Raw genomic sequence first — 24,801 nt, 5'->3', positions numbered from 1 at the left:
ATATTGAGTTGCTGTATTTTTCATGTTTTTATTAAAAATGACAATTGTCATATTTTATAACTTCATTATTCTTTACTTTTATTAAAATAAATAGGATAAAAATGTCCTATTTGTAAATAATTGATTTTTATAATAATAATACTAAAACGAAAACAAAAAAAATGAAACAATCAAATTTTATAATCGGGTTTTCAATAGCTGCCATGCTATTTCTAACATCTTGTCTCGATAAAAAAGAAACGGTTTCCGATGACGCAGCAGACATTCCTGTTAACAGAGAAATGCTTGCAGAATTAACATCACCACCCCATGTACCAACACCAGTTGGAAAAAGAAAGGCAAAAAAGCTCATCGTAAAGATGGAAATTCTTGAAAAAGAAGGAGAAATGACCGATGGTGTAAAATATGTATATTGGACCTTTGGAGGCACTGTACCGGGCAGCTTTATTAGAACACGAGTAGGCGATGAAGTAGAGTTCCATTTACAGAATCATCCAGATAATAAGCTGCCACATAATATTGATTTACATGCTGTGACTGGTCCAGGTGGAGGAGCCGAGTCTTCTTTTGTCGCCCCTGGGCATGAAAAAGTATTCTCGTTTAAAACCTTAAATCCGGGATTGTACGTGTATCATTGTGCTACTGCACCTGTTGGAATGCACATTGCCAACGGTATGTATGGTTTAATTTTAGTTGAGCCTGAAGGAGGTTTGCCACTAGTAGATAAAGAATACTACATTATGCAGGGCGATTTTTACACAAAAGGCGCTAATGGTGAACGTGGGTTACAACCTTTCGATATGCAGAAAGCAATTGATGAAAAAGCCGATTATGTGGTGTTTAATGGAAAAGTTGGCGCACTTACTGGCGACAATGCCATAACTGCCAAAGTAGGTGAAACAGTTAGGCTTTTTGTGGGTAATGGTGGTCCAGGATTGGTATCGTCTTTTCATGTTATTGGAGAAATATTTGATAGAGTACATATAGAAGGAGGTGATTTAATCAATGAAAATGTACAAACGACTTTAATTCCTGCAGGTGGCGCCGCTATGGTGGAATTCCGTGTAGATGTACCAGGAACATTTATTCTAGTTGACCACTCTATTTTTAGGGCTTTCAATAAAGGTGCTTTAGGAATGCTAAAAGTAGAAGGTGAAGAAGACAAAAAAATATACTCAGGAGAAATACGGGACGATATCTATTTACCTGAAGGGCCAGGCATCCAAACCATGCCAACCACGGATGAAATCGTTGCTTCTGAAATTCCTGCTAAATCTTTTGAAGAACAAATGGAATTTGGAAAACAAGCTTACATGCAAACCTGTTTTGCTTGCCACCAAGCTGAAGGACAAGGCGTTCCTAATGCCTTTCCGCCATTGGCAAAATCCGATTACTTAAATGCCGATGTCGATAGATCTATAGGGGTTGTATTGAACGGTCTAACAGGTGAAATTACCGTAAATGGTCAGAAATACAACAGCGTTATGACACGCCAAACATTATCATCCGATGAGATTGCAAATGTATTAACCTATGTATATAACAGTTGGGGCAATTCCAAAAAAGTTGTTACCAAAGCTATGGTAGATAAAGTAAAAAACAGTAAATAATTAATAGCGGAATGAAAAACCATGCCTTTCTTATAGTATTTGCCATATTAGTGCTGCAACCGTTGCTTTTCGCACAATCTAAAGGCATGGTTTCCATAAAGGGGAGTCGCTATATTCCACTTTACGGAAGAGATTCTACCGTAGTTGAAGTAAATGATTTTGAAATGGATATGTACCCTGTTACAAATGCAGAGTATGTAAATTTTGTAAAGCAATATCCTAAATGGCAAAAATCTAAAAGCATCAAATTATTTGTGGATGGTAGCTATTTAACCAATTGGAAAAACGATTTAGAACTTAAAGATTCAGAAAAACCAGATAGCCCTGTTACCTATGTGTCTTGGTTTGCTGCTAAAGATTATTGCGAATGTCAAGGAAAACGTTTACCAACCGTTGACGAATGGGAATATGTTGCCATGGCCGACGAAACAACCAAAGATGCACGCGTTAAGCCTTCTTATAACGAACAGATTCTAGCTTGGTATGAAGCACCACGATCTAATGAAAATAGTATTGGACTCACACCAAAAAATGCTTGGGGCGTTTACGATTTACATGGGTTGGTTTGGGAATGGACTTTAGATTTTAATTCGGTTTTAATAACCGGAGAATCTAGAAAAGACGTAGATAAAGACAGTGATCTTTTTTGTGGCAGTGCTTCTGTGAATGCTACCGATTTAATGAATTATGCCGCTTTTATGCGTTATGCTATTCGAGGTAGTTTAAAAGCCAAGTATTCCATGAAGAATTTAGGATTTCGTTGTGTGCAAGATATAAATAAAGTAAAATGAAACACCCATGACAATGTTCACTGACTCACAGGGACATGATTGTAGGTGTAACATCTGACCGGAAGAGTTAAGAGTTAAGAGTTATGAGTTATGAATTATGGGTTAAGAGTCTAACCAAGGGTTAAGAATTAACAATTAACTGAATAACCAGAATTAAGAATTAAAATAACAAACAGAACCCTTAAAACCAGTATGAGTCCCCCTTTGGGGGTTAGGGGGCTAAATATAAACAGATGAAAACGCTTAAATATATAATGGTTGTGTTGCTGATTTTTGTAGCATTTCAAAGTTGCAACTCTGATAAAAAGTCAAAAGCCAACACTACTGAGGTTTATCAATGCCCTATGCAATGTGAAGGTGATAAAACGTATGGAGAAAAAGGAAGTTGCCCTATTTGTAAAATGGATTTGGCTCTTGTTGAAAATAACTCCAAATTGGCAGATGATGACGATATTTCAGAAGAATCCATTTTCAATTTAACGTCTATGTGGCATAACGAAGAAGGGGAGGCTATTCAACTTAAAGATTTAAAAGGAAAGACTTTGGTTATGGTCATGATTTACACATCATGTAAAGCAGCTTGCCCACGATTGGTTGCCGATATGCGCAACATTGAATCTCAAATTCCCGATAAAAAAATAAAAAAGATTCAGTTTGTTATGGTAAGCATCGACCCAGAAACCGACACTCCTGAAAAACTGAAGGCCTTTGCCAAAGAAAACTTCATGGACGACGCGCATTGGACTTTTTTACAAGGAACCGAAAGTGGTGTTCGGGAGTTCGCCAATGTGTTATCTGTAAAATACAAAGAAATTTCACCAATAGATTTTTCTCATTCCAACATCATTTCTGTATTCAATCCGCAAGGCGAATTAAAGCACCAACAAGAAGGCTTGGGAGTTGATAATAAAGAAACCATAGCGTCTATTATGGAAGTAACACCTTAAAGAATTTTATTGGTCTTAAATACTTTTAAACACGAATTAATTTGTGTGAATTTGTGTAATTCGTGGCTAATAAATTAAGTCCCAAAATCTGGAAGACTTAACTTCCAGTCCCTAGTCGTTTATTTCCAAAATTCATCATCCAGCTTATCTAAAAAATCAGTTTCCTGGTGAATTTTTTCTATTTCAATCAATTGCAATTCGGTTGCCACTTTTTGAATTTCTGGAAACAAAATGCGTTCTTCAAATCGAATATGTTTATCTAGCACTTCTTCAATCTTACTTAAAGCCATTTCTATGTCGTCATCTGCAAACAAACGCCTTAAAAGTTTATGGTCTGCTAATGCTTTTTTAACAAGCTCATTATTTGGTTCTAAAACCGAAAAAACATACTGTTCTTCCATTTCAAAATGTGGCATTAAATGCGTTTTAAAAAACCAATCAGCATAAATCTTGATGCGTTCTGGTTCTATATTTTTACTAAAGCCTGCTCTAATTTTCCATGATAATAATAAACCATGGTGATGCTCTCTGCTTAAAGGTTGTAATGCTTTGTGACGTTTAAGTGGTTTTTCGGACATTTTTTTTAGTGTTTAAAATATTATAAATAAAGCATCCAATGCCCAAAGGCAATAAAATACTGCATAAGAATAGTATTAAGTAATAATTTGGTAGGAGGCCTATTCCAAAGTAAAAAAAGCCTCCTTGAATCAATAATATAAGTTCTGTCAATACAAACCCTAAGATAAAGGCATATATCCCGTAAGTTAATGTTTTAGAATGTTTTATAAAACTATTTTGTAATAAAAATGCAAATAAAAACCCAGAAATAACACCCAACATGGTTAAGTGAATAAACCCAATGACGAAATTTCTATGTTGGTATGCTACGTTCGAAACTTCCGGAATTAAAGATGCCGATTGCAATACAATCTTAAGCACAAAACAAAACAAGGCAAACCCATACATATACTTAGTAATAGTCACTTGTTTATTGATTAATGTTTTTAACGGGGATTTTACAATTATTACAAAGTAATATAGGGCTATTAATTGGCAGATAACGCCAAGACCGTTAACCCATAACAGAACACTATGTGGCGCAAACCAGTTTATGGGCATTGCAAAAGTGAGAATGGTTGTTATGATTAAAAATTTGAAAAACAACCTAAACTGTTTGGAATCTTGAAGCTGTAACTTGTGAAAAAACACAGCAAAAACAGCCAACAAAAACCATCCGTTGAATTGAAAATGTAAAAAAAACTGAATCGCTATTTGGTAAAATGCCGATGCTTGCCCAAGCATAGCGACCGCTGGACCTAAACACCAGACACCAATAGTAGATACTAGCATAAAAGCTAGTGCCATTTTAAGTAAATGACTTGTAACTTTATTCTCGGTTTTATGATGTTTGAAAATTAAATAAGCAAAATAATAGCTACAAAAAATATGCAAGGTTGAAAACGAAATGGAAACCGCGGCATACCCTTGAAAAGGAAAACTAAATAACATACCAACAACGGCAAATTGGGTTATCCAAAACAAACGATTATAAATAGGCTTTTTATTAGGAATAAAATAGTGGACTATGAGCGCAAAAAGCATTAAATACACCCAGCCCAACATAGCAACATGCGAATGGGCATGCGTTAAAAATCGATAGTTAAACTCTATGGGCTGTACAAAAGCATACCGCAATAGTAACCCAAAAACAGCTGCTATAAAAAAGTTAAGCAAGCAGACTAAAACAAGTTTTTTAGGCATTATAAATTATCTTTAAGTTGTACATCAATAAACATAGAAAATCCAGAAAATCAAAAAGTCTTTCTGGATTTTTTAATTGAAGCTATTGTTAAAAATTGCTATTAACCAAATTGTTGTTCTAATTTAATTACTTCGGGGAATAAAATATTGTTTTCTAAATGAATGTGTAAATGCAAATCTTGTTCAAACTCGTTTAACATAGCAAATGTGACTGTGTATGTGTTACAAGCATCGGCTGGTGGCGCATAGTTATTTGATAGCTCAGCTATTTTTCTAAAACGCTCACCTTCATTATCGTGCTCTTGCATCATTGTTGCGATTGGGTTTTCAACTGTCCCAAAGGGTGGCGATGGTACAGCGCTATTTTCTAATTTTGCTTTCACCATTTTTTTAACAAACGGAAAAAGGATCAATTCTTCTTTCTTCATATGTGACGCAAGTTCACCTGAACAACCTATGAATAACTCATTAATTTCAAATAATTCAGGATGTCTTTCGCCATGGACTTTACACAATTTATCTAAAAACTGACGTAATACCGGAGTTTTCTCTTCTACATAACGATGGTGTTTTTTTTCGATATACTCTGCCAATAAATCCAAAGGCCATGATTTATAGTCTATGGTTTGGTCTGTTTTAGAATTTAAAACAGCTTCTAGTTCATCTATTAAAATATTATTGTCTATGCCTTTTTTCGTGCAGGCTTCTTCAATCGTTCTGTTGCCATTGCAACAAAAATCAATTTTATATTTTGAGAATACTGCTGCGGTTCTAAAATCTTCGGCAACAAATTGTCCTATTTGTTTTTGGGTGTTTTTACTTATTGTTTCCATAATAGTTTTATTTCGGATAATTTTATCCTATTTATATTTAAATTTTTTAAGCTTTTAAAAATGAAGCGCCCGATTTAATATCTAAGGCAAGTTCTTCTAAACTGGTGTTTTCTAACATGTGTTTTAGTTCGTCTCTAACGGTTATAAATTTCTCGTGGACAGGGCATGGATGGTTTTCATCACATTTATCTAAACCTAAACCGCATCCGTTGTAAATGTTATCGCCATCAATGGCCTTAACAATTTGGGAGAGGTTAATGTATTTAAGTTCATTTTTGTTAATTTCAAAACCTCCATAAGCCCCTTTCACAGAATTAATAACCTTATGCCTTACCAAAGCTTGTAATATTTTTGCCGTAAATGCCTGCGGAGAATTAATTTCTTTCGCTATTTCTTTTGGGCTAACACGCTTTCCTTCATACGAGTTTATCGCTATGAAAATAGACGCTTTAATACCATATTCGCATGCTTTTGAAAACATATTATTCACTTAATTGGATACAAAGATAAGACATATTTTTAAATAGGACAAATTTATCTTATTTAATTTATTTGTACTTATTTTTTAGAAAAACCTTTTGCCATTCGCGTTTTAATATTAAAAACGACACATCTTCTGATAGTTTGAGTGTATCATTGCCGTCTAAAGCTTTTATTTGCTTTTCAGACACATCTATGATATAAAGCAGATTCAGGTAATCTGTAAATTTTTCTTGAATGAGATTAAAGATGGTTTCGTGAAGTATAAATTTTAAACTAGTTGGTAATATGTCTTCATGAAAATCTAAATCAATATTAGCTAATTTAAAATCTTTGTTAAGCTGAAAAATTAAGTTTTTGTATAAATTTAATTGATTGGCTTCAACAATCAAATCGTCAAATGTAGCTGGCAATTGCATTATATAGTTCTATTCATTAATTGATTCCCAAAGGCTTTTAAAAGCTCTTTTTTATCTTCCGAAATATTTAAATCATTTAAAACAGAAAAAGCCTTGTTGGTATAATTTCTAATTTCTTTTTGATTTGCTTCAGCCGACCCTGTTGTTAAAAATAGCGTTTTTACTTGATCTATTTTGAAAAGGTTGTCAATAGGTTTTTCATTAAATAGTTTTAATAAATAGGTTTTTTCAGCTTCTTTGGCAAACTCTAAAGCTTTTAGGTATAAATACGTTTTTTTATTTTCAATAATATCGCCACCTACTTGTTTGCCAAACGATTTTGGATCACCAAATGCATCCAGATAATCATCTTGCAACTGAAAAGCAACCCCTAAATTCTTGCCAAACTCATAAATGTGCTGTTGGTCCTTTTCTGAAGCACCAGCAACAATAGCACCCATTGTCATAGCAGCACCAAGCAAAACGGCCGTTTTATATTCAATCATTTTTAAATATTCTGGAATGGAAACATCATTTCTAGTTTCAAAATCCACATCGTATTGCTGGCCTTCACAAACCTCTAGCGCTGTTTTGCCAAATAATTTTGCCAGGGCTTGAAAGGTGTTAGGCTCATAATTTTCAAACAATTGATACGCCATAATCAGCATGGCATCGCCCGAGAGAATGCCTGTATTGATGTTCCATTTTTCATGCACGGTTTGTTGTCCACGACGCAAAGGTGCATCGTCCATAATATCATCATGAACCAAGGAAAAATTATGAAAAACCTCAATGCTCAAAGCTGCGTTTAAAGCCTTTTTATAATCGCCATTAAAAATTTCGGTAGTCATTAAGGTTAAAACGGGCCTGAGTCTTTTACCTCCTAAGTTTAAAATATATTCAATGGGCCTATAAAGTCCGTTGGGTTCTTTTACAATTGAATAGTTATTTAAATATTCAATAAACTCTTGTTGGTATTTTTCTATTGAAAGCATAAAGCAAAAATAATGGAATTCGCAATATTAAAATTTTTAAAAGTTAATTAAATGTTAAGAAATTTTAAAACTTTGGAAACTATTTAGGTTTTTAAAGTTTCCTGTTGTAGTTTTGCGCCTTCAAAATGAGAGAACAAATTATAAATAAATCCGCAGAACTATTTTTAACCCTAGGGTTTAAAAGTGTTACCATGGATGATATTGCCAATGAAATGGGGATATCAAAAAAAACCATATACGTACATTTTGCAAATAAGACAAAACTGGTTGAAGCTGTAACATTTGAGCTTTTTGGTCGTATATGTGAAGGGATTGATGGTATTTGCAACACATCGCTTAATCCTATAGAGCAGTTATACGATATAAAAATGTTCGTGATGCATCATTTGAAAAACGAAAAATCGTCACCTCAATATCAACTTAAAAAGTATTATCCTCAAATATATGAGGTTTTAAGAATAAAGCAATTCGAAAAAATGCATGGCTCTGTAAGTCAAAGTCTGCAAAATGGCATAGACACCCAATTGTTCAGACCTAATATTGATGTAGATTTTATTTCGAGAATGTATTTTAATGGGATGACGGGCATAAAAGATGATACCATTTTTCCACAAAATATTTTTAGTATGGACTATTTAATGGAAAGCTATTTAGAATACCATTTAAGAGCCATAGTAACCGATAAGGGCTTACAAATACTAAACAAGTTTATAACATCAAATCAATCATAAAACATGAAGCAAAAACTAATTTTAATTTTTAGTTTATTTATTTCCACAATAATATTGGCTCAAGAAAGCAACCAAAGTTTTTCCTTGGAAGACGCCATTAATTATGGGTTGGAACATAATAGAACGGTAAAAAATGCAGCATTGGACATACAGGCTGCAGAAAAGCAAAAATGGGAAACTATAGCGACAGGTTTGCCACAAATAAGTGGAAATGCTAGCTATCAAGATTTTTTAAAGTTACAGACACAAGTGGTGCCAGCCGAGGCATTTGGAGGCCCTGCTGGAGAATATGCCGCTATTAATTTTGGAATAAAACAAAACTTTAATGCAACAGCAACTTTAAACCAGTTATTATTTGATGGTTCTTATTTGGTTGGCCTGCAATCGACAAAAGTATTTTTGGAAATATCTAAAAATGCCAAAGAAAAAACCGATTTGGAAGTCAGGAAGTCTATCATAAACGCGTATGGCAATGTGTTGCTTACAACCGAAAGTGAAGACATTTTACAACGAAATGTGGATGTATTAAAAAAGAATCTTAAAGAAATTACCGCCATTTTTGAAAATGGTTTAGAGGAAGAAGAAAGTGTAGAGCAATTACAAATAACCTTATCTGGTGTAGAAAGTAATTTGAGCAATGTAAAACGATTAAAAAGAATAGCATACCAAATGCTAAATATTGCTTTAGGACTCGATATTAATGCTCAAATAAAACTTACGGATAATCTAGAAAGCTTGACCATGAAGTATATTAATTTGGATTTATTAAATGCTGAAGAATCAGTTGACGAAAATGTAGATTACAAAATTGCTTTAAATGATAAAACATCAAAGGAACTTCTTGTGAAATTAGAAAAAAGTAAAGCCCTTCCAACCTTAAGCGCTTCGCTTTCTGGCGGATATTTATCATATAGCGACACCTTTAGTTTTTTTGACAGTGATCAACCTTATTATGGTTTTGGGGTTTTTGGTGTTAATATGAGCATTCCCATTTTTAGCTCCGGACTACGAAGTGCTTCAACCCAACGTGCTAAAATAAATCTTGAAAAATCTAAAGAGAATTTAACACAAACCGAGCAAAATCTAAAACTTGAAATCGCAGCTTCAAAAAGTGATTATCAATTGTCCATAGAAGAATATGAAAACAAAAAGCAGAACTTAAAATTAGCGGAACGCATCGAAAGTAAAAACCAGACCAAGTTTTTTGAAGGTGTAACTTCTAGTTTTGATCTTAGACAAGCACAAATTCAACTATACAGTTCTCAACAAGAATATTTGCAAGCCATGCTTGATGTGATCAACAAAAAGGCAGAGCTGGAAACCGTTTTAAATACAACAACTCATTAATCAACAATAAAAAAACGACCATGAAACAAATCATATATTTACTATTATTTTTCTTTACTATTATCTCTTGTGGTGATAAAAAAGAAACAGCTGCAGATGTCATAGCAACCAATGATGAGGTTAAAATTAAAGCCAAAAGAGAGGCTCTTGTAAACCAACAACATCAGTTACTGCAAGAAATAAAGTTGCTCGACGATAAAATCCATGAACTGGATCCTGAAAAAAACTTGCCTTTGGTGACCACTTTTACGTCTAAATCGGAGCTATTTGATCATTATCTAGAACTTCAAGGAAGCGTAGACACTAAACAGAATATTGTAATTTATCCAGAAACACAGGGAATTTTAAATAAAGTGTATGTAAAAGAAGGCGACAAAGTTGCTAAAGGACAATTATTGGCGACTATTGATGATGGTGGGTTGAGTCAACAATTGGCACAACTTCAAATTCAATCAGATCTTGCAAAAACAACTTTTGAACGTCAAAAACGTTTGTGGGAACAAAAAATAGGTAGTGAAATTCAGTATTTGCAAGCTAAATCAAGTTTCGAATCGCAAGAGCAAACTGTTAATCAGTTAAAAAGCCAACTTGCAAAAAACTCGTTACGAGCACCGTTTTCTGGAATTGTAGATGATGTAATGATAGAACAAGGAAGCGTGGTGGCGCCACAATCACCAATAATCCGTATGGTTAATTTAGACGATATGTATATTGAAACAGACGTGCCCGAAAATTACATAAGGGATGTGGTTATAGGTAAAAACGTGCAAATTGAATTTCCTGCATTAGGTAAAACCATAGAAGGTAAAATAAGACAAGCGGGTAATTTTATTAATCCAGCCAATAGAACATTTAAAATTGAAGTTGCTGTTCCTAATGCAGATAAATTGATTAAGCCAAATCTTACTGCAAAGCTTAAAATAAATGATTATACAAACAGCAAAGCAATTCTTATACCTCAAAATATTATTTCTGAAAATGCCAGTGGAGAGCAGTATATCTATGTTATAGAAAGCAAAGATACTAATAAAGCTCTGGCTAACAGGATTATTATAAAAACAGGAAAAACACAGGGCGATGTCATAGAAGTATTGAGTGGTATTGATGATGATACAGAAATCATTAAAGAAGGTGCTCGAAGTGTTAAAGATGGCCAAACCGTTAAAATTGCCAATCAATAATCAAAGGTTATGAGTAAACAGAAAAAACAAGTTGATAAAGAATTTAAGTTGTCCTCTTGGGCAATACATAACAAAACCACTATGTATGTGGTCATTGTGCTTATTTTCTTTTTAGGGGCATCGGCATATTTTAACATGCCAAGGGAAAGTTTTCCTGAAGTACACGAAACAAAAATATATATAAGTTCTCTTTATCCTGGCAATACAGCAGAAGATATTGAGAAACTGATAACAGATCCTTTAGAAGATAAATTAAAAACCGTTAGTAATGTGGTAGAGATAACCTCCACTTCCCAAGAGGATTACTCTATGATTGTTGTTGAGTTTGATGAAGGCATTAGTGTAGAACTGGCAAAACAAAAAGTGGAGGATGAAATAAGCACTGAAACCTCTAGTGAAGATTGGCCAACATTTAATGATGCTAAAATAGAGCCTAATGTATTCGAGCTTAGTCTATCTGAAGAAGTGCCAATAGTAAACATTAATATATCTGGAGATTACCCTGTAGATAAATTGAAAGAATATGGCGAACATCTAGAAGATGAAATTGAAAACCTTTTAGAAATTAAGCAAGTAGATATCCGTGGGGCCCAAGAAAAAGAGGTTGAGGTTGCGGTAGACATTTACAAAATGATGGCATCGCAAGTAAGTTTTGAAGATGTTATTGGAGCCATTAATAATGGTAACATGACCATGTCTGCCGGTAATTTTATAGCCAGTGGACAGCGAAGAACCATTAGGATCATTGGTGAAATAGAAAAACCTTCAGATCTAGAAAATTTTGTTGTAAAGTCTGAAAATGATAACCCTATCTATTTAACAGATATTGCCCAAGTAACTTTTAAGGACAAAGATAAAACCACATATGCAAGGGAATATGATGCCAGTATTGGAGAAGGCGTGCCCGTTGTGATGTTGGATGTTAAAAAACGTTCTGGTAAAAACGAGGTAGCAGCCGTAGAGCAGATAAAAAAAATAGTTGAAGAAGCCAAAACCAGTGTGTTTCCTTCCAATCTAAAAGTAAGCATAACTAACGATCAATCGTCTAAAACCTTAGGACAAGTAGACGATTTAGTGAATAATATCATTTTCGGTATCATATTGGTAGTGACCGTTTTAATGTTCTTTTTAGGGTTTAAAAACGCTCTTTTTGTTGGGTTTGCCATTCCTATGTCTATGTTCATGTCCCTTATGATTTTAAATGCTTTGGGATACACCATGAATACCATGATTCTTTTTGGCTTGATTATGGGACTTGGTATGTTGGTTGATAATGGCATCGTTTTAGTTGAAAACGTTTACCGTTTAATGGAAGATGAAGGCATGGGTCGTGTGGAAGCGGCTAAAAAAGGAATTGGCGAAATCGCCTTGCCCATTATTATTTCAACGGCCACAACAGTAGCGGCCTTTATTCCTCTTGGTTTATGGCCAGGGCTTATGGGGCAGTTTATGATTTATTTTCCCATTACATTGGCAGTTGTGTTGGGGTCGTCCTTAATTGTTGCTATATTTTTCAATTCGGTATTGGTATCTCAACTTATGACCACCGAAGATAAGGATATGCCTAAAGATCGTATCATAAAAATAACTTCAATAATTTCAGTTATAGGTATTATCATCTTCATTATTGGTGGTGCCTATAAAGGTTTAGGAAGCGTCATGTTATTTACAGCTATCATGCTTTGGGTTTATAGATTGGTAATCAGAAGAATGGCTAATAATTTTCAAGCCAAAACTTTAGTGAGATTAGAAAACTCTTATGAAAGAACGTTGAAAAGTGCCTTAAAAGGGAAACGTCCATACATGATATCCATTGGTACATTTTTATTGCTTATTATAGCTTTCATGGCATTTGGGGCTTCTTTAGGAATGAAAAGAACAAAAGTGGAGTTTTTCCCAGATAACAAACCAAATCAAATTATAGTTTATATAGAATATCCAGAAGGAACTGATATTAAGAAAACCAATGAGATTACCAAAGACATAGAAAACAAAGTCTATGCGGTGATTAATGAAGATATGTATATCAAAGAAGGTAAAAACTTCATGGTAGAAAGTGCGGTATCTCAGGTTGGTGAAGGCGCTGGAAACCCACAAACCGATGGTGGTTCTGCAGCGGAAATGCCCCATAAAGCAAAAATTACGGCATCCATGCGGGAGTATAAATTTCGTAATGGTGAGGATAGTGAATTAATGCGCCAAAAAGTGCAACAAGCATTGGTAGGCATTTACCCAGGGGTTTTAATTTCTGTTGAAAAAGATGTTGCCGGACCACCAGCGGGGCCACCAATTAATATTGAATTGCAAGGAGATGATTATTCGGAATTGATTGCAAAAGCTGAGCAAATGCGCGACTTTATTAATTCTAAAAACATCGGAGGGATTGATGAATTAAAGATTGATGTGAATAAAGACAAACCCAATATGCAGGTGCTTGTTGATAGGGAAAAAGCGGGAGAGTTAGGTGTAAGTACCGGTCAGGTAGGGCAACAACTTAGAAATTCCATTTTTGGGGCCAAAGCTGGTGTTTATAAGGAAGCGGGAGAAGATTATGATATTTATGTGCGTTTTAATGAAGAGAACAGGTATAATAAAAGTGCCATTTTCAATCAAAATATCACATTCAGGGATATGGCATCGGGACAAATTAGGGAAATACCAGTATCAACAGTAGCAAGCCAAAGCAACAACTCTGGCTACAGTGCCATTAAGCATAATGACACCAAGCGTGTGGTAACTCTTTATTCAGCATTATCTCCAGGTTATACAGATGCTGGTGCAGTGGTACAACAAATCCAAAACGAAATGAAGAATTTTGAAGATTTACCAAGCACTATTAAAATAGATTACACAGGACAAATTGAAGAACAAAACAAACAACAGGCCTTTTTAATGAGCGCCTTCTTTAAAGGGTTGGCATTGATTTTCTTTATCCTTATTTTCCAATTCAATTCCATATCAAAACCTGCCATTATAATGACGGCTGTTTTCTTGAGTCTTATTGGGGTTTTTGGAGGCATTGTAATCACGGGAGCACCTTTTGTGATCATGATGACCATGATGGGTATTATATCCTTGGCTGGTATTGTAGTAAATAATGGGGTGGTTCTGCTTGACTATGTACAATTATTAATAGACAGAAAAAAATATGAACTGGGTCTGGATGACGATGATTATTTAACAACAAACGATTTATTTGATTGTATCGTCACAGCAGGTAAAGCACGTTTGCGTCCGGTATTGTTAACAGCCATTACAACCATTTTGGGGTTAATTCCGTTAGCGATTGGTTTAAATATTAATTTTTTCACCCTATTCAGTGAGTTTAATCCCCATATTTATTTTGGTGGTGATAACGTTATTTTCTGGGGCCCTTTGGCATGGACGGTTATTTACGGACTGTTTATTGCGACATTCTTAACCCTCGTTGTTGTGCCTATATTGTTTTATTTAATAACCTTATTTAAAATGTGGTTAAAAAGTAAAACAAGTTCAACGGAAGTTAAAGTTCAAGAAATGTAGTAATCCCCAAATTCGATTTATAGTAAAGCCCTCAAAATTGTTTGAGGGTTTTTTATTTGATAATCACTTAACTTGCTTAAATTTGCACTTCAATTTTCAAACTATGTACAGAAGTCATAATTGTGGCGAATTAAGAACTGAAAATATTAATGAAACCGTGATACTTTCAGGGTGGGTTCAAAAATCAAGGGACAAAGGTTTTATTGTCTGGGTAGATTTACGCGATCGTTACGGCATTACCCAATTGGTATTTGATGAAGAACGTACATCTAAACAAATGATGGAGCAAGCCCAAAATTTAGGGCGCGAGTTTGTTATCCAAGTGAAAGGAACCGTTATTGAACGTACTTCAAAAAACCCAAATATGCCAACGGGTGCCATTGAAATATTGGTTTCAGAATTGACTATTTTGAATGAGGCTTTATTGCCACCTTTTACCATTGAAGACAAAACCGATGGTGGCGAAGAATTGCGAATGAAATATCGCTATTTGGATATTCGCCGTAATCCAGTAAAAAACAGTTTGATTTTTAGGCATAAAGTGGCTCAAGAGGTTCGTAAATATTTATCTAATGAAGGTTTTATTGAGGTGGAAACACCTTATTTAATAAAATCAACGCCAGAAGGCGCACGTGATTTTGTGGTGCCAAGTAGAATGAATGCAGGGCAGTTTTATGCATTGCCGCAGTCTCCACAAACCTTTAAACAATTGTTGATGGTTGGTGGCATGGATAAATATTTTCAAATTGTAAAATGTTTTAGGGATGAAGATTTACGTGCTGACAGACAACCAGAATTCACACAAATAGATTGTGAAATGGCGTTTGTGGAGCAAGAAGATATTTTAAATGTTTTTGAAGGTTTAACCCGCTATTTACTTAAAGAAGTTAACGGTGTTGAGGTTAAGGAATTTCCAAGGATGCTGTACGATGATGCGATGCGTTTGTATGGAAATGATAAACCAGACATTCGTTTTGGAATGCAGTTTTGTCCTTTATCTCCCGAAGCTGGAACATTTGAACCAAAAGGGTTTCCTGTTTTTGACAATTCAGAAATTGTGCTGGCTATAAACGTTGAAAATTGCGCTTCCTACACTCGGAAGCAATTGGACGAATTAACAGATTGGGTAAAACGTCCTCAAATTGGAGCAAATGGTTTAATTTATGTGAGATATAATGAAGATGGCACACTCAAATCTTCAGTAGATAAATTCTTTGACGAAGCTGTTTTAAAAACTTGGGCGGAAAAATGTCATTCTAAACCAGGTGATTTAATACTCATTCTTGCTGGAGAAACCAATAAAACCAGAACACAACTTTCAGCCTTAAGAATGGAATTGGCAGAACGTTTAGGCTTACGTAAACCAAACGAGTTTGCACCCCTTTGGGTGTTGGATTTTCCTTTATTGGAATGGGATGAAGATACCAAACGTTACCACGCCATGCACCATCCGTTTACATCACCTAAACCAGGGCAATTGGAATTGTTAAAAACGAATCCTGGCGATGTAAAAGCAAATGCCTACGATTTGGTGCTTAACGGAAATGAAATAGGCGGTGGTTCTATTCGTATTCACGATAAAAAAACTCAAGCCTTAATGTTTGATTATTTAGGGTTTACTCCTGAAGAAGCCAAATCACAGTTCGGGTTTTTAATGGATGCCTTTCAATATGGTGCACCACCACACGGCGGTTTGGCCTTTGGATTGGACAGATTGGTGGCTATTTTAGGCGGACAAGAAACCATTCGAGATTTTATTGCATTCCCAAAAAACAATAATGGTCGTGATGTGATGATTGATGCACCGGCACCGATAGATGATAAGCAATTAGAAGAATTGAGCTTAAAACTTAATTTAAAATAAAATTAATCCTGCATCATGCAGGATTTTTTAGTAGATTTAATTATGCCAAGCCAAACCATTTTAAAACAAATACTTATCTGGAGAGCAAAACACATCTCTCACAAGCAGTTTGTATATATTTTAAGTATTGTTGTTGGATTTACTTCAGGGGTAGGCGCCGTTGTATTAAAAAATTTAACCCACTTTTTTCAGCATGTTTTAGAAGGAAATTTGGTAAAATATTACCATCATGCCTTTTATTTTTTATTCCCCATTCTAGGGCTAACCATTGTTTATCTTATTATGAAATATATAATAAGGAACAAAGTCAGCCATGGTATTCCATCAACCCTATATGCTATTTCCAAACGTAAAGGGATTATGAAACAATACCAAATGTTTGGTTCTATTTTAACAGCGCCACTTACCGTTGGTTTTGGTGGTTCTGTGGGTCTGGAAGGACCAACGGTTGCTACAGGTGCAGCTATTGGATCAAACATTTCCAGAATGTTTCACATGAACCAAACCACTAGGAATTTATTAATAGGTTGTGCTGCTGCAGGCGCCATGTCTTCTATTTTTAAAGCACCTATTGCCGCTATTGTTTTTGCTATTGAAGTCTTTAGTTTAGATTTAACCATAGCATCCATGTTGCCATTATTGTTGGCGTCGCTTTCAGCCATATTAACTTCTTATTTTTTCTTTGGTGATGATATCTTGTTGCCTTTTAAAATTGAAGATAAGTTCATCATTCAAGATGCACCTTTTTATGCTGTTTTGGGTGTTGCTGCGGCATTTACATCCATTTATTTTGCAGTGGTTTATGACCGGATTAATAAGTTTTTCGAAAAAATAAAATCACCCATTAATCGATTGGTTATTGGAGGAGTACTTTTAGGTATTTTGATATTTTTTATACCACCGCTTTATGGGGAAGGTTTTGAAGTTATCAATAATTTAATAGCTGGAAATCCAGAGAAGGCCCTAGAAAATAACTTTTTGCAAATGGATTTAACCAATATATGGGTTGTTGTTGCCCTTTTGGCCGGGTTGGTTTTCTTTAAAATTATAGCCAGTTGCCTCACTTTTGGAGCTGGGGGTGTTGGGGGAATTTTTGCACCAACACTTTTTATGGGAAGCATTATGGGTAACTGTATTGCTAAAATAATTAATTACAGTGGTTTTGTAAATACTCCAGTTTCCGAAAGTAATTTTACATTGGTGGGTATGGCTGGTTTATTAGCGGGCGTTTTACATGCACCATTAACGGCAATCTTCTTAATTGCAGAGCTTACCAGTGGCTACGAGTTGTTCATTCCTTTAATGTTAACGGCTACTATTTCGTTTATTATTACAAAATATTTCAGTCCGCATTCTGTTTATAATATGGAACTTGGTAGAAAGGGCGAATTAATAACACATGATAAAGATCATGCGGTATTATCGTTCATGGATATTGAAAAAGTTATAGAAACTAATTTTGTGAGTATTACATCCAACATGAACTTAGGAGAAATAGTCCATACAGCTGTCATTAAATCCAACAGAAATATATTTCCAGTTATTGATGCTAAAACTAAGGAATTAGTGGGTATTATTCTTTTGGATGATTTAAGACCGATTATGTTCGATCAAGATTTATATTCGGAAGTACGAGCCCATGAAATTATGCAACCAGCACCAGAAATTATTGATATGGATAAAGACAAGATGACCGATATTATGAAAAAATTTCAAGATAGTAGTGCATGGAATTTACCAGTTGTAAAAGGCGATGTGTATGTTGGGTTTATTTCAAAATCCAAACTGTTGACAGCTTACAGAAGGCAACTTATTAATTTCACTAATTAAGTTAAGACATGAAATATATCATCATTTTTCTATTTATAGCCACTTTAGGAAGCATCGTTGCAGGGTATGTTATTGAATCTGAATATTCGCAAAAACTTATTGGTTTTGGAGTTTTAGGCCTATTTTTTGTCGCTTTCCCAGTATTTGCCTACTATCGTTGGAAAGATAAAGATATTAAGGATTACATGCTCACCAAGGAAAATTTAGATAAAATGCGGGAGCGACGGGAAAAGGAAAAGTAACATTTTTTTGGCGTTACCCTTCGGGTCCCGTTTTCCGTTATATCTTTTTTTCGTGCCTCAAAAAAGGATGCCACTTCAACCGCTAACGTAAACCCAACACCCTGTACCCAACACCTAGTGCCCTGTACCCAGTACCCAAATCAATTCAAATTCCGCCGTTCAATAAAAAACCGTTTCAAAAGCTCAGACGCTTCAGCTTCCAAAATACCACCTTTAATCGTTGTTTTTGGATGAAGTTTTGTGTTTAAATGTATGCAACCACGTTCCATATCCCTAGCACCATAAACAATATGGGAAATCTGACTCCAATACAAAGCACCAGCGCACATTTGGCAAGGTTCTAAAGTGACGTACAAGGTGCATTTTTGAAGATATTTGCCGCCTAAAAAATTAGAAGCCGCTGTAATTGCCTGCATCTCGGCATGTGCTGTCACATCGGTTAAGGTTTCGGTGAGGTTATGGCCTCTGGCAATCACTTTATTATCAATCACAATCACGGCACCTACAGGGACTTCGCCTTTACTATAGGCAACTTCAGCTTCTTGAAGTGCTTTTTTCATAAAGTAGGTGTCGTCAAAAGGTTCTATCATAATAACAAAAATACGATTTCATTCTTGTACTTTTGTTCCGTGCAAAGCAATATTTTAAATACCATTAATTCACCCATAGAGTTACGTCTTATAAACCAAAAAGACTTGCCACAACTTGCTCAAGAATTACGTGAATTTATCATCAATATTGTAGCGACCAAAGAAGGTCATTTAGGTGCCAGTTTGGGTGTTGTAGAATTAACCATTGCTTTGCATTATGTATTCAATACTCCCGAAGATTTACTTATTTGGGATGTTGGTCATCAAGCCTACGGTCATAAAATTTTAACGGGCAGAAAAGAAATTTTTCATACCAATAGGCAGATTGATGGTGTTAGTGGATTTCCAAAAAGAAGCGAAAGTGTCTATGATGCTTTTGGAGTGGGGCATGCCTCCACATCCATTTCGGCAGCTTTAGGAATGGCGATTGCTTCCAAACTACATGGTGATTTAGAAAAGCAGCACATTGCTGTTATTGGAGACGCCTCCATTGCCAGCGGAATGGCTTTTGAAGGACTAAACCATGCGGGTGTCACCGATGCCAATGTGTTGGTTATTTTAAATGATAATGCCATAGGTATCGACCCAAGCGTGGGTGCTTTAAAACAGTATTTAACCAATGTTAAAAAAGGCATTCAGAAAAAGAACAACATTATTAAAGCCCTGAATTTTGATTATTCCGGACCTATTGATGGTCATGATATTGATAAAATCATTTCAGAATTAAAGCGTTTAAAAACGATTAAAGGCCCAAGATTTTTACACATCATAACCACCAAAGGCAAAGGTTTAAAACAAGCGGAAGAGAACCAAGTAAAATACCATGCGCCCGGAAAGTTTGATGCTATAACAGGCGATTTAATATCAAAATCGACTTCTGGGCTGCCGCCTAAATATCAAGATGTTTTTGGTTATACCATCGTAGAACTGGCCAAAACCAACAACAAGATTGTAGGGATTACCCCTGCGATGCCAACGGGGAGTTCGTTAAAATATATGATGGATATTTTTCCAGATCGTGCTTTTGATGTGGGCATTGCCGAACAACATGCAGTAACCTTAGCCGCTGGCATGGCAACCCAAGGACTCATTCCGTTTTGTAATATCTACTCCACGTTTTTGCAACGTGCCTACGACCAAATTATTCATGATGTCGCATTACAACAATTACCCGTTATTTTTTGTTTAGATCGGGCGGGATTAGTTGGCGAAGATGGGGCAACGCATCATGGTGTTTTTGATGTGTCGTATTTAAGGTGTCTCCCCAATCTCATTATTTTTGCACCCAGAAACGAGATGGAGTTACGAAACATCATGTACACTGCACAACTTGGTTTACAACAACCCATGGCGATTCGCTACCCAAGAGGCACTGGCGTGACTGTTGATTGGAAACAACCGTTTTCTAAAATAGAGATTGGTAAAGGCATTCAACTTAAAGAAGGCAGTAAACTGGCTGTTTTAAGTATTGGGACGATTGCTAAAAATATTAGCGAAGCGATTGAAAAATCGAAGAACCCTGATGATATAGCGCATTATGATATGCGTTTTGTAAAACCCTTGGATGAGGTATTGCTACATACTATTTTAAAGACATTTGATGCCGTTATCACCATAGAAGACAACAGTATTAAAGGCGGTTTTGGAAGTACTGTTTTAGAGTTCGCCGCAACACATAATTATAAAAATAATATCAAAATTTTAGGCATTCCAGATGTGTTTATTGAACATGGCAGTGTTGCTGAACTTCAAAAAAGTATTGGGTTGGATGTTGAGAGTTTGACTGAATACTTTAAATTGTTTTTATAAAAGTTTAGAATTAAATTAGGAATGATGCATAAATTTTTCTACTTATTACTAATAATGGCTTGTACTTATTCATGCAATTTGTTTGCACAGGAAAAATTTGAAAAAGAAAGTCGTATTAAACCAAATGATGTGCCTGTTAAGGCCCTAGTATTTATTGATTCGTTAAACTTTAACAATAAAGTAAAATGGTATAAGGAAGAAGGACTAAACAGAAAAAGTATTGAAGGAAAATTTAAGCATAATAAAGTAAGATATAGTGTTGAATTTGATACACTTGGACATGTTGAGGATATAGAAATTGAAGTAAATTGGAAAGACTTGAGAGATAGCCTAAAAGACTCAATTTTTTTTCAACTCAGAACAGATTGTTTAAAACATAAAATTGTAAAAGTTCAAAAGCAATACACGGGTAGTGAATCTCAGTTGTTTTCCATACTAAAGGCTGATATAAATAACCTGTCCCTAACAACCAAATATGAGCTAATCGTTAGATGCAGACAGCAAAATGAGCTAGACCTTTTTGAATATTTGTTTAACGATACAGGGAAATTAATTTCTACATCAAAAATAGTATTTAAAAACAGTAGCCACCTTGAATACTAGAATAATAGCTTTAATCTTTGTTTTGGTGCTTCCTCAGATAAAAAATTCTGTATTTGCTCAAAGTGCTTATCAATTTGGTGGACTGCCGTCATTTAACTTAAACAGTAAGTTAAAAAATGATTGGTCTTTAAACACAAAAATAGAATTTCGACAACTTTTTCAGAGTGGTGAATTGAATGGAGATGTAGATAAAAGCTATAAATATGCTCTTACGGACTTTTCTTTAATCGCTGCAAAAAATGTTGGTTTAAATTCAAGAATAGCGAGTGGTTATTTAATTAGGTTTGAAGATGGGGAATTATTTCACCGATTCATACAGCAATACGTTATTGTGCAAAGATTGTCGGGATTTCGTTTGGCACATCGGTTTTTAAGTGACCAAACTTTTTCTAAAATTGAAAAACCTAAAATCAGAATTAGATATAGAATTACCTCAGAAATACCTTTAAATGGAGAGTCAGTAAATCCAGAAGAATTTTATGTAAAAATTAATAATGAATATGTAAATAGTTTACAAGCAATGGAATACGACCTTGAAATAAGATTAGTTCCTCTTCTTGGTTTTAGCATAGCTGGCGATTTTAAAATAGAAACAGGCTTGGACTATAGAGTCGACTCTTTTTTAAATAATAAGACGAGACATAGTTATTGGATGACATTGAATTTTTTTATAGAAATATAATGATCCCCGCTACCGCTAAGCTCTGCTTAGTGGCCACAACAGTAAGCAGCAAAACTCAACCCAAAAACCCAGCACTATCAATCTCTAAAACCGTATGGTCATCCTGAAAGTTTCTTGCACTAGAATATTTCCAATGCGTTGGATCTGTTACAAGTCCCCCCGCTACCGCTAAGCTCTGCTTAGTGGCCACAACAGTAAGCAGCAAAACTCAACCCAAAAACCCAGCACCATCAATCTCTAAAATCGTATGGTCGTCCTGAAAGTTTCTTGCACTAGAATATTTCCAATGCGTTGGATCAGTTACTAAACCACTTTGCACAGGATTATCATGAATATAATCTATTTTTTGCTTTATAACTTTATCAGTCCATAATTCAATTGGCTGATTATGATGTTGCCAAAATTGATATTTAGAACCATTACTTTTATTTTTTACAGCTCGTTGAAAAAACCATAACAAATAGTCTTTTCTACTCTCTTGCGGATTGGTTTCTATAGCTTCTATAATTCTCTTTGCTGTAAAACTTTTAAAATCTCTTAACAAACCATCCGGTTCATCATTACTCGATCTAAAAACTAAATGCAAATGACTTGGCATAAAACAATATGCATATAACTCCATGCCCTTTTTTGCTCTGCAATAGTTTATGCTTTCTACCAAAACGTCAAAATAAATCTGTCTTGTGAAAACATCCAACCAATATACCGTAGCAAACGATACACAGTACAACCCCGACTTATTATGAAATTTATAGTTTCTACTCATAAATCTAAAATACAAAAAGCTTTTACATCCTCTAATATTTACATTGTAAAAGCTTCTTTTTTCTTACTCTTGTCACCACTAAGCTGGAGCTTAGCGATAGCTTGCGGAAAGTAAAAGCGTTAATTTTCTTAATCATACCGCCACTAAGCGGAGTTTAGCGGTAGCGTGGTATTATTCTTAACTTTGTAGCCACTAAGCTGGAGCTTAGCGGTAGCGTGCATTTAATCCTAAAAACTAAACCCCTTTATCTTTTTATATTCTAAAATGGCTTTACTATCTGAAAGTAAGGACACATAAAAACACACACTAGACAAACGTTTGTACAAACTAGAACTCTCTATGTTTATTGTTTTTGGAAGGCTTTTAAAAATAAGTTTGTCATAATTGGAAGCCGTTCCATCAAACGTATTGTTTATGGCATTGGTATAAGTGGTTAATAGTGTGTTTAAAACGCCATAACCTGCAATTTCTTTATCGACCACCTCGGTTGATTGATAGATATTTTCAACACTGATTTTAATAATATCCTTTATTTGTGCGTCGTATTTGCTTTTGTCCAGCAAAGCACAATCGAATTCACCATTTAAAATGGCTTCTTCGTGTTTCATAAAAATGTCCACAGCTTCATTAATTAATGTGCCAATTGCCAATGCGCGTAAGTAACCAATGCGGTCTTCTTTAGTTGAAAGTGCATAATAATTTTCGGGTTTGATGTTATCGCGTATTATTTTAGACAGGTATTCCAGAGCAAATTCTTCTTGGATGAGTCCTAGGTTGATTCCATCTTCAAAATCGATGATGGTATAACAAATATCGTCGGCAGCTTCCACTAAAAAAGCTAATGGATGTCGCGAAAAACTTAAGTCTTTATTACTTCGTTTTATCAAACCCAATTCGGATGCAATATCCACAAAAGCATCTTTTTCACTTTGAAAAAAGCCGTATTTTTTATCGGCAATGTGAGTGGTTGGTTTTTTAGGAAGCGATTCTTTTGGGTATTTGGTAAAAGCGCCCAAAGTCGCATAACTTAAACGGAGTCCGCCACTTCTTCCTGCTCTGCTTTCAGTTAAAATTTTAAATCCGTTAGCATTGCCTTCAAAGTCACATAAATCTTGATATTCTTTTGCGGTGAGTTGGCTTTTATAGTGGTTGCCTGCTCCGGTTTTAAAAAATTCGCCTATCGCTTTTTCGCCCGAATGTCCAAACGGCGGATTCCCTATATCATGTGCTAAAGCTGCGGAGGCAACAATAGCACCAAAATCATTAACCTGGAAGCCATGAATGTTTTGTAAATGGGGATGTTTTTCCAGTAATTTTTTTCCAACCAACCGTCCCAACGAACGCCCAACCACACTAACTTCCAAACTATGTGTTAAGCGGGTGTGAACAAAATCGGTTTGCGATAAGGGGATTACTTGGGTTTTGTCTTGTAAGCTTCTAAATTCTGAAGAGAAAATAACGCGATCATAATCTACTTCAAACCCTAATCGGGTTTCATCTTGTTCTTTTCTAATGCGTTTATTGGTGTCGCCAAAGCGTTTTAAGGATAATAATTGTTCCCAGTTCATGGTTAAATTTTAAGCATGGGCAAGATAACTAAAATCAGTTAAAATAAAATCGGAATTTCATATGTAGATTTTTATTGATTTTTATTTGTCATATGTTATTCGCATATATAATTAGTGTTTACGACCAATTTTTCGGTCATGCTCATTTCATATGTAGATATTTATTTGTTTTTAAAGGTCATAGGCAATCGCTAAATCTCCATTGGTGTTTTGTGCTTCCAAATCATGGCGATTTGGTAACATTAAGCTAA

At 35.0% G+C, this 24,801-nt stretch carries 22 protein-coding genes; 13 read left to right on the top strand and 9 right to left on the bottom strand.

Features of this window, described 5'->3' with window-relative positions; all coding sequences use genetic code 11:
- Positions 1 to 161: 161 nt before the first annotated feature.
- From nirK to CSW08_RS12075, 3 genes are all read left to right on the top strand, one after another.
- On the top strand, positions 162 to 1,610 hold the full coding sequence (nirK, locus tag CSW08_RS12085) for a copper-containing nitrite reductase (RefSeq protein ID WP_106660141.1): 1,449 nt from the start codon (positions 162 to 164) through the stop codon (positions 1,608 to 1,610).
- 11 nt (positions 1,611 to 1,621) lie between these two features.
- A complete protein-coding gene (locus CSW08_RS12080) occupies positions 1,622 to 2,401 on the top strand; it encodes a formylglycine-generating enzyme family protein (protein ID WP_106660140.1) in 780 nt (259 codons plus the stop codon).
- 233 nt (positions 2,402 to 2,634) lie between these two features.
- Positions 2,635 to 3,348, top strand: a complete 714-nt coding sequence (locus tag CSW08_RS12075) for an SCO family protein (RefSeq protein ID WP_238987256.1) — start codon at positions 2,635 to 2,637, stop codon at positions 3,346 to 3,348.
- 119 nt (positions 3,349 to 3,467) lie between these two features.
- On the opposite strand, the gene CSW08_RS12070 is transcribed toward CSW08_RS12075, so the two are convergent.
- The 6 genes from CSW08_RS12070 to CSW08_RS12045 form a co-directional block, all read right to left on the bottom strand.
- Positions 3,468 to 3,926, bottom strand: coding sequence for a hemerythrin domain-containing protein (locus CSW08_RS12070; protein WP_106660139.1), 459 nt, complete (start codon positions 3,924 to 3,926; stop codon positions 3,468 to 3,470).
- The gene (locus CSW08_RS12065) at positions 3,907 to 5,109 is read right to left on the bottom strand and encodes a hypothetical protein (RefSeq protein ID WP_106660138.1); all 1,203 of its coding nucleotides are present in this window, start codon (positions 5,107 to 5,109) and stop codon (positions 3,907 to 3,909) included. The genes CSW08_RS12070 and CSW08_RS12065 overlap by 20 nt, the downstream gene beginning before the upstream one ends.
- Before the next feature lie 101 nt (positions 5,110 to 5,210).
- Complete coding sequence (gene ric, locus CSW08_RS12060; RefSeq protein ID WP_106660137.1) at positions 5,211 to 5,942, bottom strand: iron-sulfur cluster repair di-iron protein; 732 nt, start codon at positions 5,940 to 5,942, stop codon at positions 5,211 to 5,213.
- Between the two features lie 46 nt (positions 5,943 to 5,988).
- Positions 5,989 to 6,423, bottom strand: a complete 435-nt coding sequence (locus CSW08_RS12055) for an RrF2 family transcriptional regulator (protein WP_106660136.1) — start codon at positions 6,421 to 6,423, stop codon at positions 5,989 to 5,991.
- Between the two features lie 67 nt (positions 6,424 to 6,490).
- On the bottom strand, positions 6,491 to 6,841 hold the full coding sequence (locus CSW08_RS12050) for a hypothetical protein (RefSeq protein ID WP_106660135.1): 351 nt from the start codon (positions 6,839 to 6,841) through the stop codon (positions 6,491 to 6,493).
- The gene (locus CSW08_RS12045) at positions 6,841 to 7,815 is read right to left on the bottom strand and encodes a polyprenyl synthetase family protein (RefSeq protein ID WP_106660134.1); all 975 of its coding nucleotides are present in this window, start codon (positions 7,813 to 7,815) and stop codon (positions 6,841 to 6,843) included. The genes CSW08_RS12050 and CSW08_RS12045 overlap by 1 nt, the downstream gene beginning before the upstream one ends.
- A gap of 125 nt (positions 7,816 to 7,940) precedes the next feature.
- Here CSW08_RS12045 and CSW08_RS12040 point away from each other — a divergent pair, with 125 nt between their 5' ends.
- From CSW08_RS12040 to CSW08_RS12010, 7 genes are all read left to right on the top strand, one after another.
- Positions 7,941 to 8,546 (top strand): TetR/AcrR family transcriptional regulator, encoded by a 606-nt coding sequence (locus CSW08_RS12040; protein ID WP_106660133.1) that lies wholly within the window; start codon positions 7,941 to 7,943, stop codon positions 8,544 to 8,546.
- Positions 8,547 to 8,549: 3 nt separating this feature from the next.
- On the top strand, positions 8,550 to 9,893 hold the full coding sequence (locus CSW08_RS12035) for a TolC family protein (RefSeq protein ID WP_106660132.1): 1,344 nt from the start codon (positions 8,550 to 8,552) through the stop codon (positions 9,891 to 9,893).
- A 20-nt stretch (positions 9,894 to 9,913) separates the two neighbouring features.
- Complete coding sequence (locus CSW08_RS12030) at positions 9,914 to 11,074, top strand: efflux RND transporter periplasmic adaptor subunit (RefSeq protein WP_106660131.1); 1,161 nt, start codon at positions 9,914 to 9,916, stop codon at positions 11,072 to 11,074.
- A 9-nt stretch (positions 11,075 to 11,083) separates the two neighbouring features.
- Positions 11,084 to 14,596, top strand: a complete 3,513-nt coding sequence (locus tag CSW08_RS12025) for an efflux RND transporter permease subunit (protein WP_106660130.1) — start codon at positions 11,084 to 11,086, stop codon at positions 14,594 to 14,596.
- 103 nt (positions 14,597 to 14,699) lie between these two features.
- Positions 14,700 to 16,460 carry an aspartate--tRNA ligase gene (gene aspS / locus CSW08_RS12020; protein WP_106660129.1) on the top strand — a complete coding sequence of 587 codons (1,761 nt, stop codon included), beginning with the start codon at positions 14,700 to 14,702 and terminating at the stop codon, positions 16,458 to 16,460.
- 15 nt (positions 16,461 to 16,475) lie between these two features.
- Positions 16,476 to 18,290, top strand: coding sequence for a chloride channel protein (locus CSW08_RS12015; RefSeq protein ID WP_394337031.1), 1,815 nt, complete (start codon positions 16,476 to 16,478; stop codon positions 18,288 to 18,290).
- An 8-nt stretch (positions 18,291 to 18,298) separates the two neighbouring features.
- A complete protein-coding gene (locus tag CSW08_RS12010) occupies positions 18,299 to 18,532 on the top strand; it encodes a hypothetical protein (protein ID WP_106660128.1) in 234 nt (77 codons plus the stop codon).
- Between the two features lie 140 nt (positions 18,533 to 18,672).
- Here the strand turns inward: CSW08_RS12010 and CSW08_RS12005 are convergent, their stop codons facing one another.
- On the bottom strand, positions 18,673 to 19,122 hold the full coding sequence (locus tag CSW08_RS12005) for a nucleoside deaminase (RefSeq protein WP_106660127.1): 450 nt from the start codon (positions 19,120 to 19,122) through the stop codon (positions 18,673 to 18,675).
- Between the two features lie 39 nt (positions 19,123 to 19,161).
- Between CSW08_RS12005 and dxs the strand changes: the two genes are divergently transcribed.
- The 3 genes from dxs to CSW08_RS11990 are packed head-to-tail and all read left to right on the top strand — an operon-like array spanning position 19,162 to position 22,216.
- Positions 19,162 to 20,931 carry a 1-deoxy-D-xylulose-5-phosphate synthase gene (gene dxs, locus CSW08_RS12000; protein ID WP_106660126.1) on the top strand — a complete coding sequence of 590 codons (1,770 nt, stop codon included), beginning with the start codon at positions 19,162 to 19,164 and terminating at the stop codon, positions 20,929 to 20,931.
- 21 nt (positions 20,932 to 20,952) lie between these two features.
- The gene (locus tag CSW08_RS11995; RefSeq protein ID WP_106660125.1) at positions 20,953 to 21,534 is read left to right on the top strand and encodes a hypothetical protein; all 582 of its coding nucleotides are present in this window, start codon (positions 20,953 to 20,955) and stop codon (positions 21,532 to 21,534) included.
- Positions 21,524 to 22,216 carry a DUF2490 domain-containing protein gene (locus CSW08_RS11990; RefSeq protein WP_106660124.1) on the top strand — a complete coding sequence of 231 codons (693 nt, stop codon included), beginning with the start codon at positions 21,524 to 21,526 and terminating at the stop codon, positions 22,214 to 22,216. Before CSW08_RS11995 ends, CSW08_RS11990 begins: the two co-directional genes overlap by 11 nt.
- A 208-nt stretch (positions 22,217 to 22,424) precedes the next feature.
- On the opposite strand, the gene CSW08_RS11980 is transcribed toward CSW08_RS11990, so the two are convergent.
- Both CSW08_RS11980 and dgt read right to left on the bottom strand, forming a co-directional pair.
- Positions 22,425 to 22,982 (bottom strand): REP-associated tyrosine transposase, encoded by a 558-nt coding sequence (locus CSW08_RS11980; protein WP_106660123.1) that lies wholly within the window; start codon positions 22,980 to 22,982, stop codon positions 22,425 to 22,427.
- A gap of 227 nt (positions 22,983 to 23,209) precedes the next feature.
- Positions 23,210 to 24,550 carry a dGTP triphosphohydrolase gene (gene dgt, locus CSW08_RS11975; protein WP_106660122.1) on the bottom strand — a complete coding sequence of 447 codons (1,341 nt, stop codon included), beginning with the start codon at positions 24,548 to 24,550 and terminating at the stop codon, positions 23,210 to 23,212.
- Positions 24,551 to 24,801: the final 251 nt, after the last annotated feature.

This window comes from Confluentibacter flavum (genome assembly GCF_002843175.1).
Taxonomy (GTDB): Bacteria; Bacteroidota; Bacteroidia; order Flavobacteriales; family Flavobacteriaceae; genus Confluentibacter; species Confluentibacter flavum.
Note: the sequence above shows the minus strand (reverse complement) of the source record. Positions and strands in the feature narration are given on the sequence as shown.

Excerpts from the sequence above, each read along its gene's own strand:
- nirK (WP_106660141.1), top strand. The coding sequence starts at position 162 with ATGAAACAATCAAATTTTATAATCGGGTTTTCAATAGCTGCCATGCTA.
- CSW08_RS12030 (WP_106660131.1), top strand. The coding sequence starts at position 9,914 with ATGAAACAAATCATATATTTACTATTATTTTTCTTTACTATTATCTCT.
- CSW08_RS12045 (WP_106660134.1), bottom strand. The coding sequence starts at position 7,815 with ATGCTTTCAATAGAAAAATACCAACAAGAGTTTATTGAATATTTAAAT.
- CSW08_RS12040 (WP_106660133.1), top strand. The coding sequence starts at position 7,941 with ATGAGAGAACAAATTATAAATAAATCCGCAGAACTATTTTTAACCCTA.
- CSW08_RS11980 (WP_106660123.1), bottom strand. The coding sequence starts at position 22,982 with ATGAGTAGAAACTATAAATTTCATAATAAGTCGGGGTTGTACTGTGTA.
- CSW08_RS12035 (WP_106660132.1), top strand. The coding sequence starts at position 8,550 with ATGAAGCAAAAACTAATTTTAATTTTTAGTTTATTTATTTCCACAATA.
- aspS (WP_106660129.1), top strand. The coding sequence starts at position 14,700 with ATGTACAGAAGTCATAATTGTGGCGAATTAAGAACTGAAAATATTAAT.
- CSW08_RS12080 (WP_106660140.1), top strand. The coding sequence starts at position 1,622 with ATGAAAAACCATGCCTTTCTTATAGTATTTGCCATATTAGTGCTGCAA.
- dgt (WP_106660122.1), bottom strand. The coding sequence starts at position 24,550 with ATGAACTGGGAACAATTATTATCCTTAAAACGCTTTGGCGACACCAAT.
- CSW08_RS12010 (WP_106660128.1), top strand. The coding sequence starts at position 18,299 with ATGAAATATATCATCATTTTTCTATTTATAGCCACTTTAGGAAGCATC.
- CSW08_RS12005 (WP_106660127.1), bottom strand. The coding sequence starts at position 19,122 with ATGATAGAACCTTTTGACGACACCTACTTTATGAAAAAAGCACTTCAA.
- CSW08_RS11995 (WP_106660125.1), top strand. The coding sequence starts at position 20,953 with ATGATGCATAAATTTTTCTACTTATTACTAATAATGGCTTGTACTTAT.
- CSW08_RS12015 (WP_394337031.1), top strand. The coding sequence starts at position 16,476 with ATGCAGGATTTTTTAGTAGATTTAATTATGCCAAGCCAAACCATTTTA.
- CSW08_RS12075 (WP_238987256.1), top strand. The coding sequence starts at position 2,635 with ATGAAAACGCTTAAATATATAATGGTTGTGTTGCTGATTTTTGTAGCA.
- ric (WP_106660137.1), bottom strand. The coding sequence starts at position 5,942 with ATGGAAACAATAAGTAAAAACACCCAAAAACAAATAGGACAATTTGTT.
- CSW08_RS12050 (WP_106660135.1), bottom strand. The coding sequence starts at position 6,841 with ATGCAATTGCCAGCTACATTTGACGATTTGATTGTTGAAGCCAATCAA.
- CSW08_RS12065 (WP_106660138.1), bottom strand. The coding sequence starts at position 5,109 with ATGCCTAAAAAACTTGTTTTAGTCTGCTTGCTTAACTTTTTTATAGCA.
- CSW08_RS12070 (WP_106660139.1), bottom strand. The coding sequence starts at position 3,926 with ATGTCCGAAAAACCACTTAAACGTCACAAAGCATTACAACCTTTAAGC.
- CSW08_RS12055 (WP_106660136.1), bottom strand. The coding sequence starts at position 6,423 with ATGTTTTCAAAAGCATGCGAATATGGTATTAAAGCGTCTATTTTCATA.
- CSW08_RS12025 (WP_106660130.1), top strand. The coding sequence starts at position 11,084 with ATGAGTAAACAGAAAAAACAAGTTGATAAAGAATTTAAGTTGTCCTCT.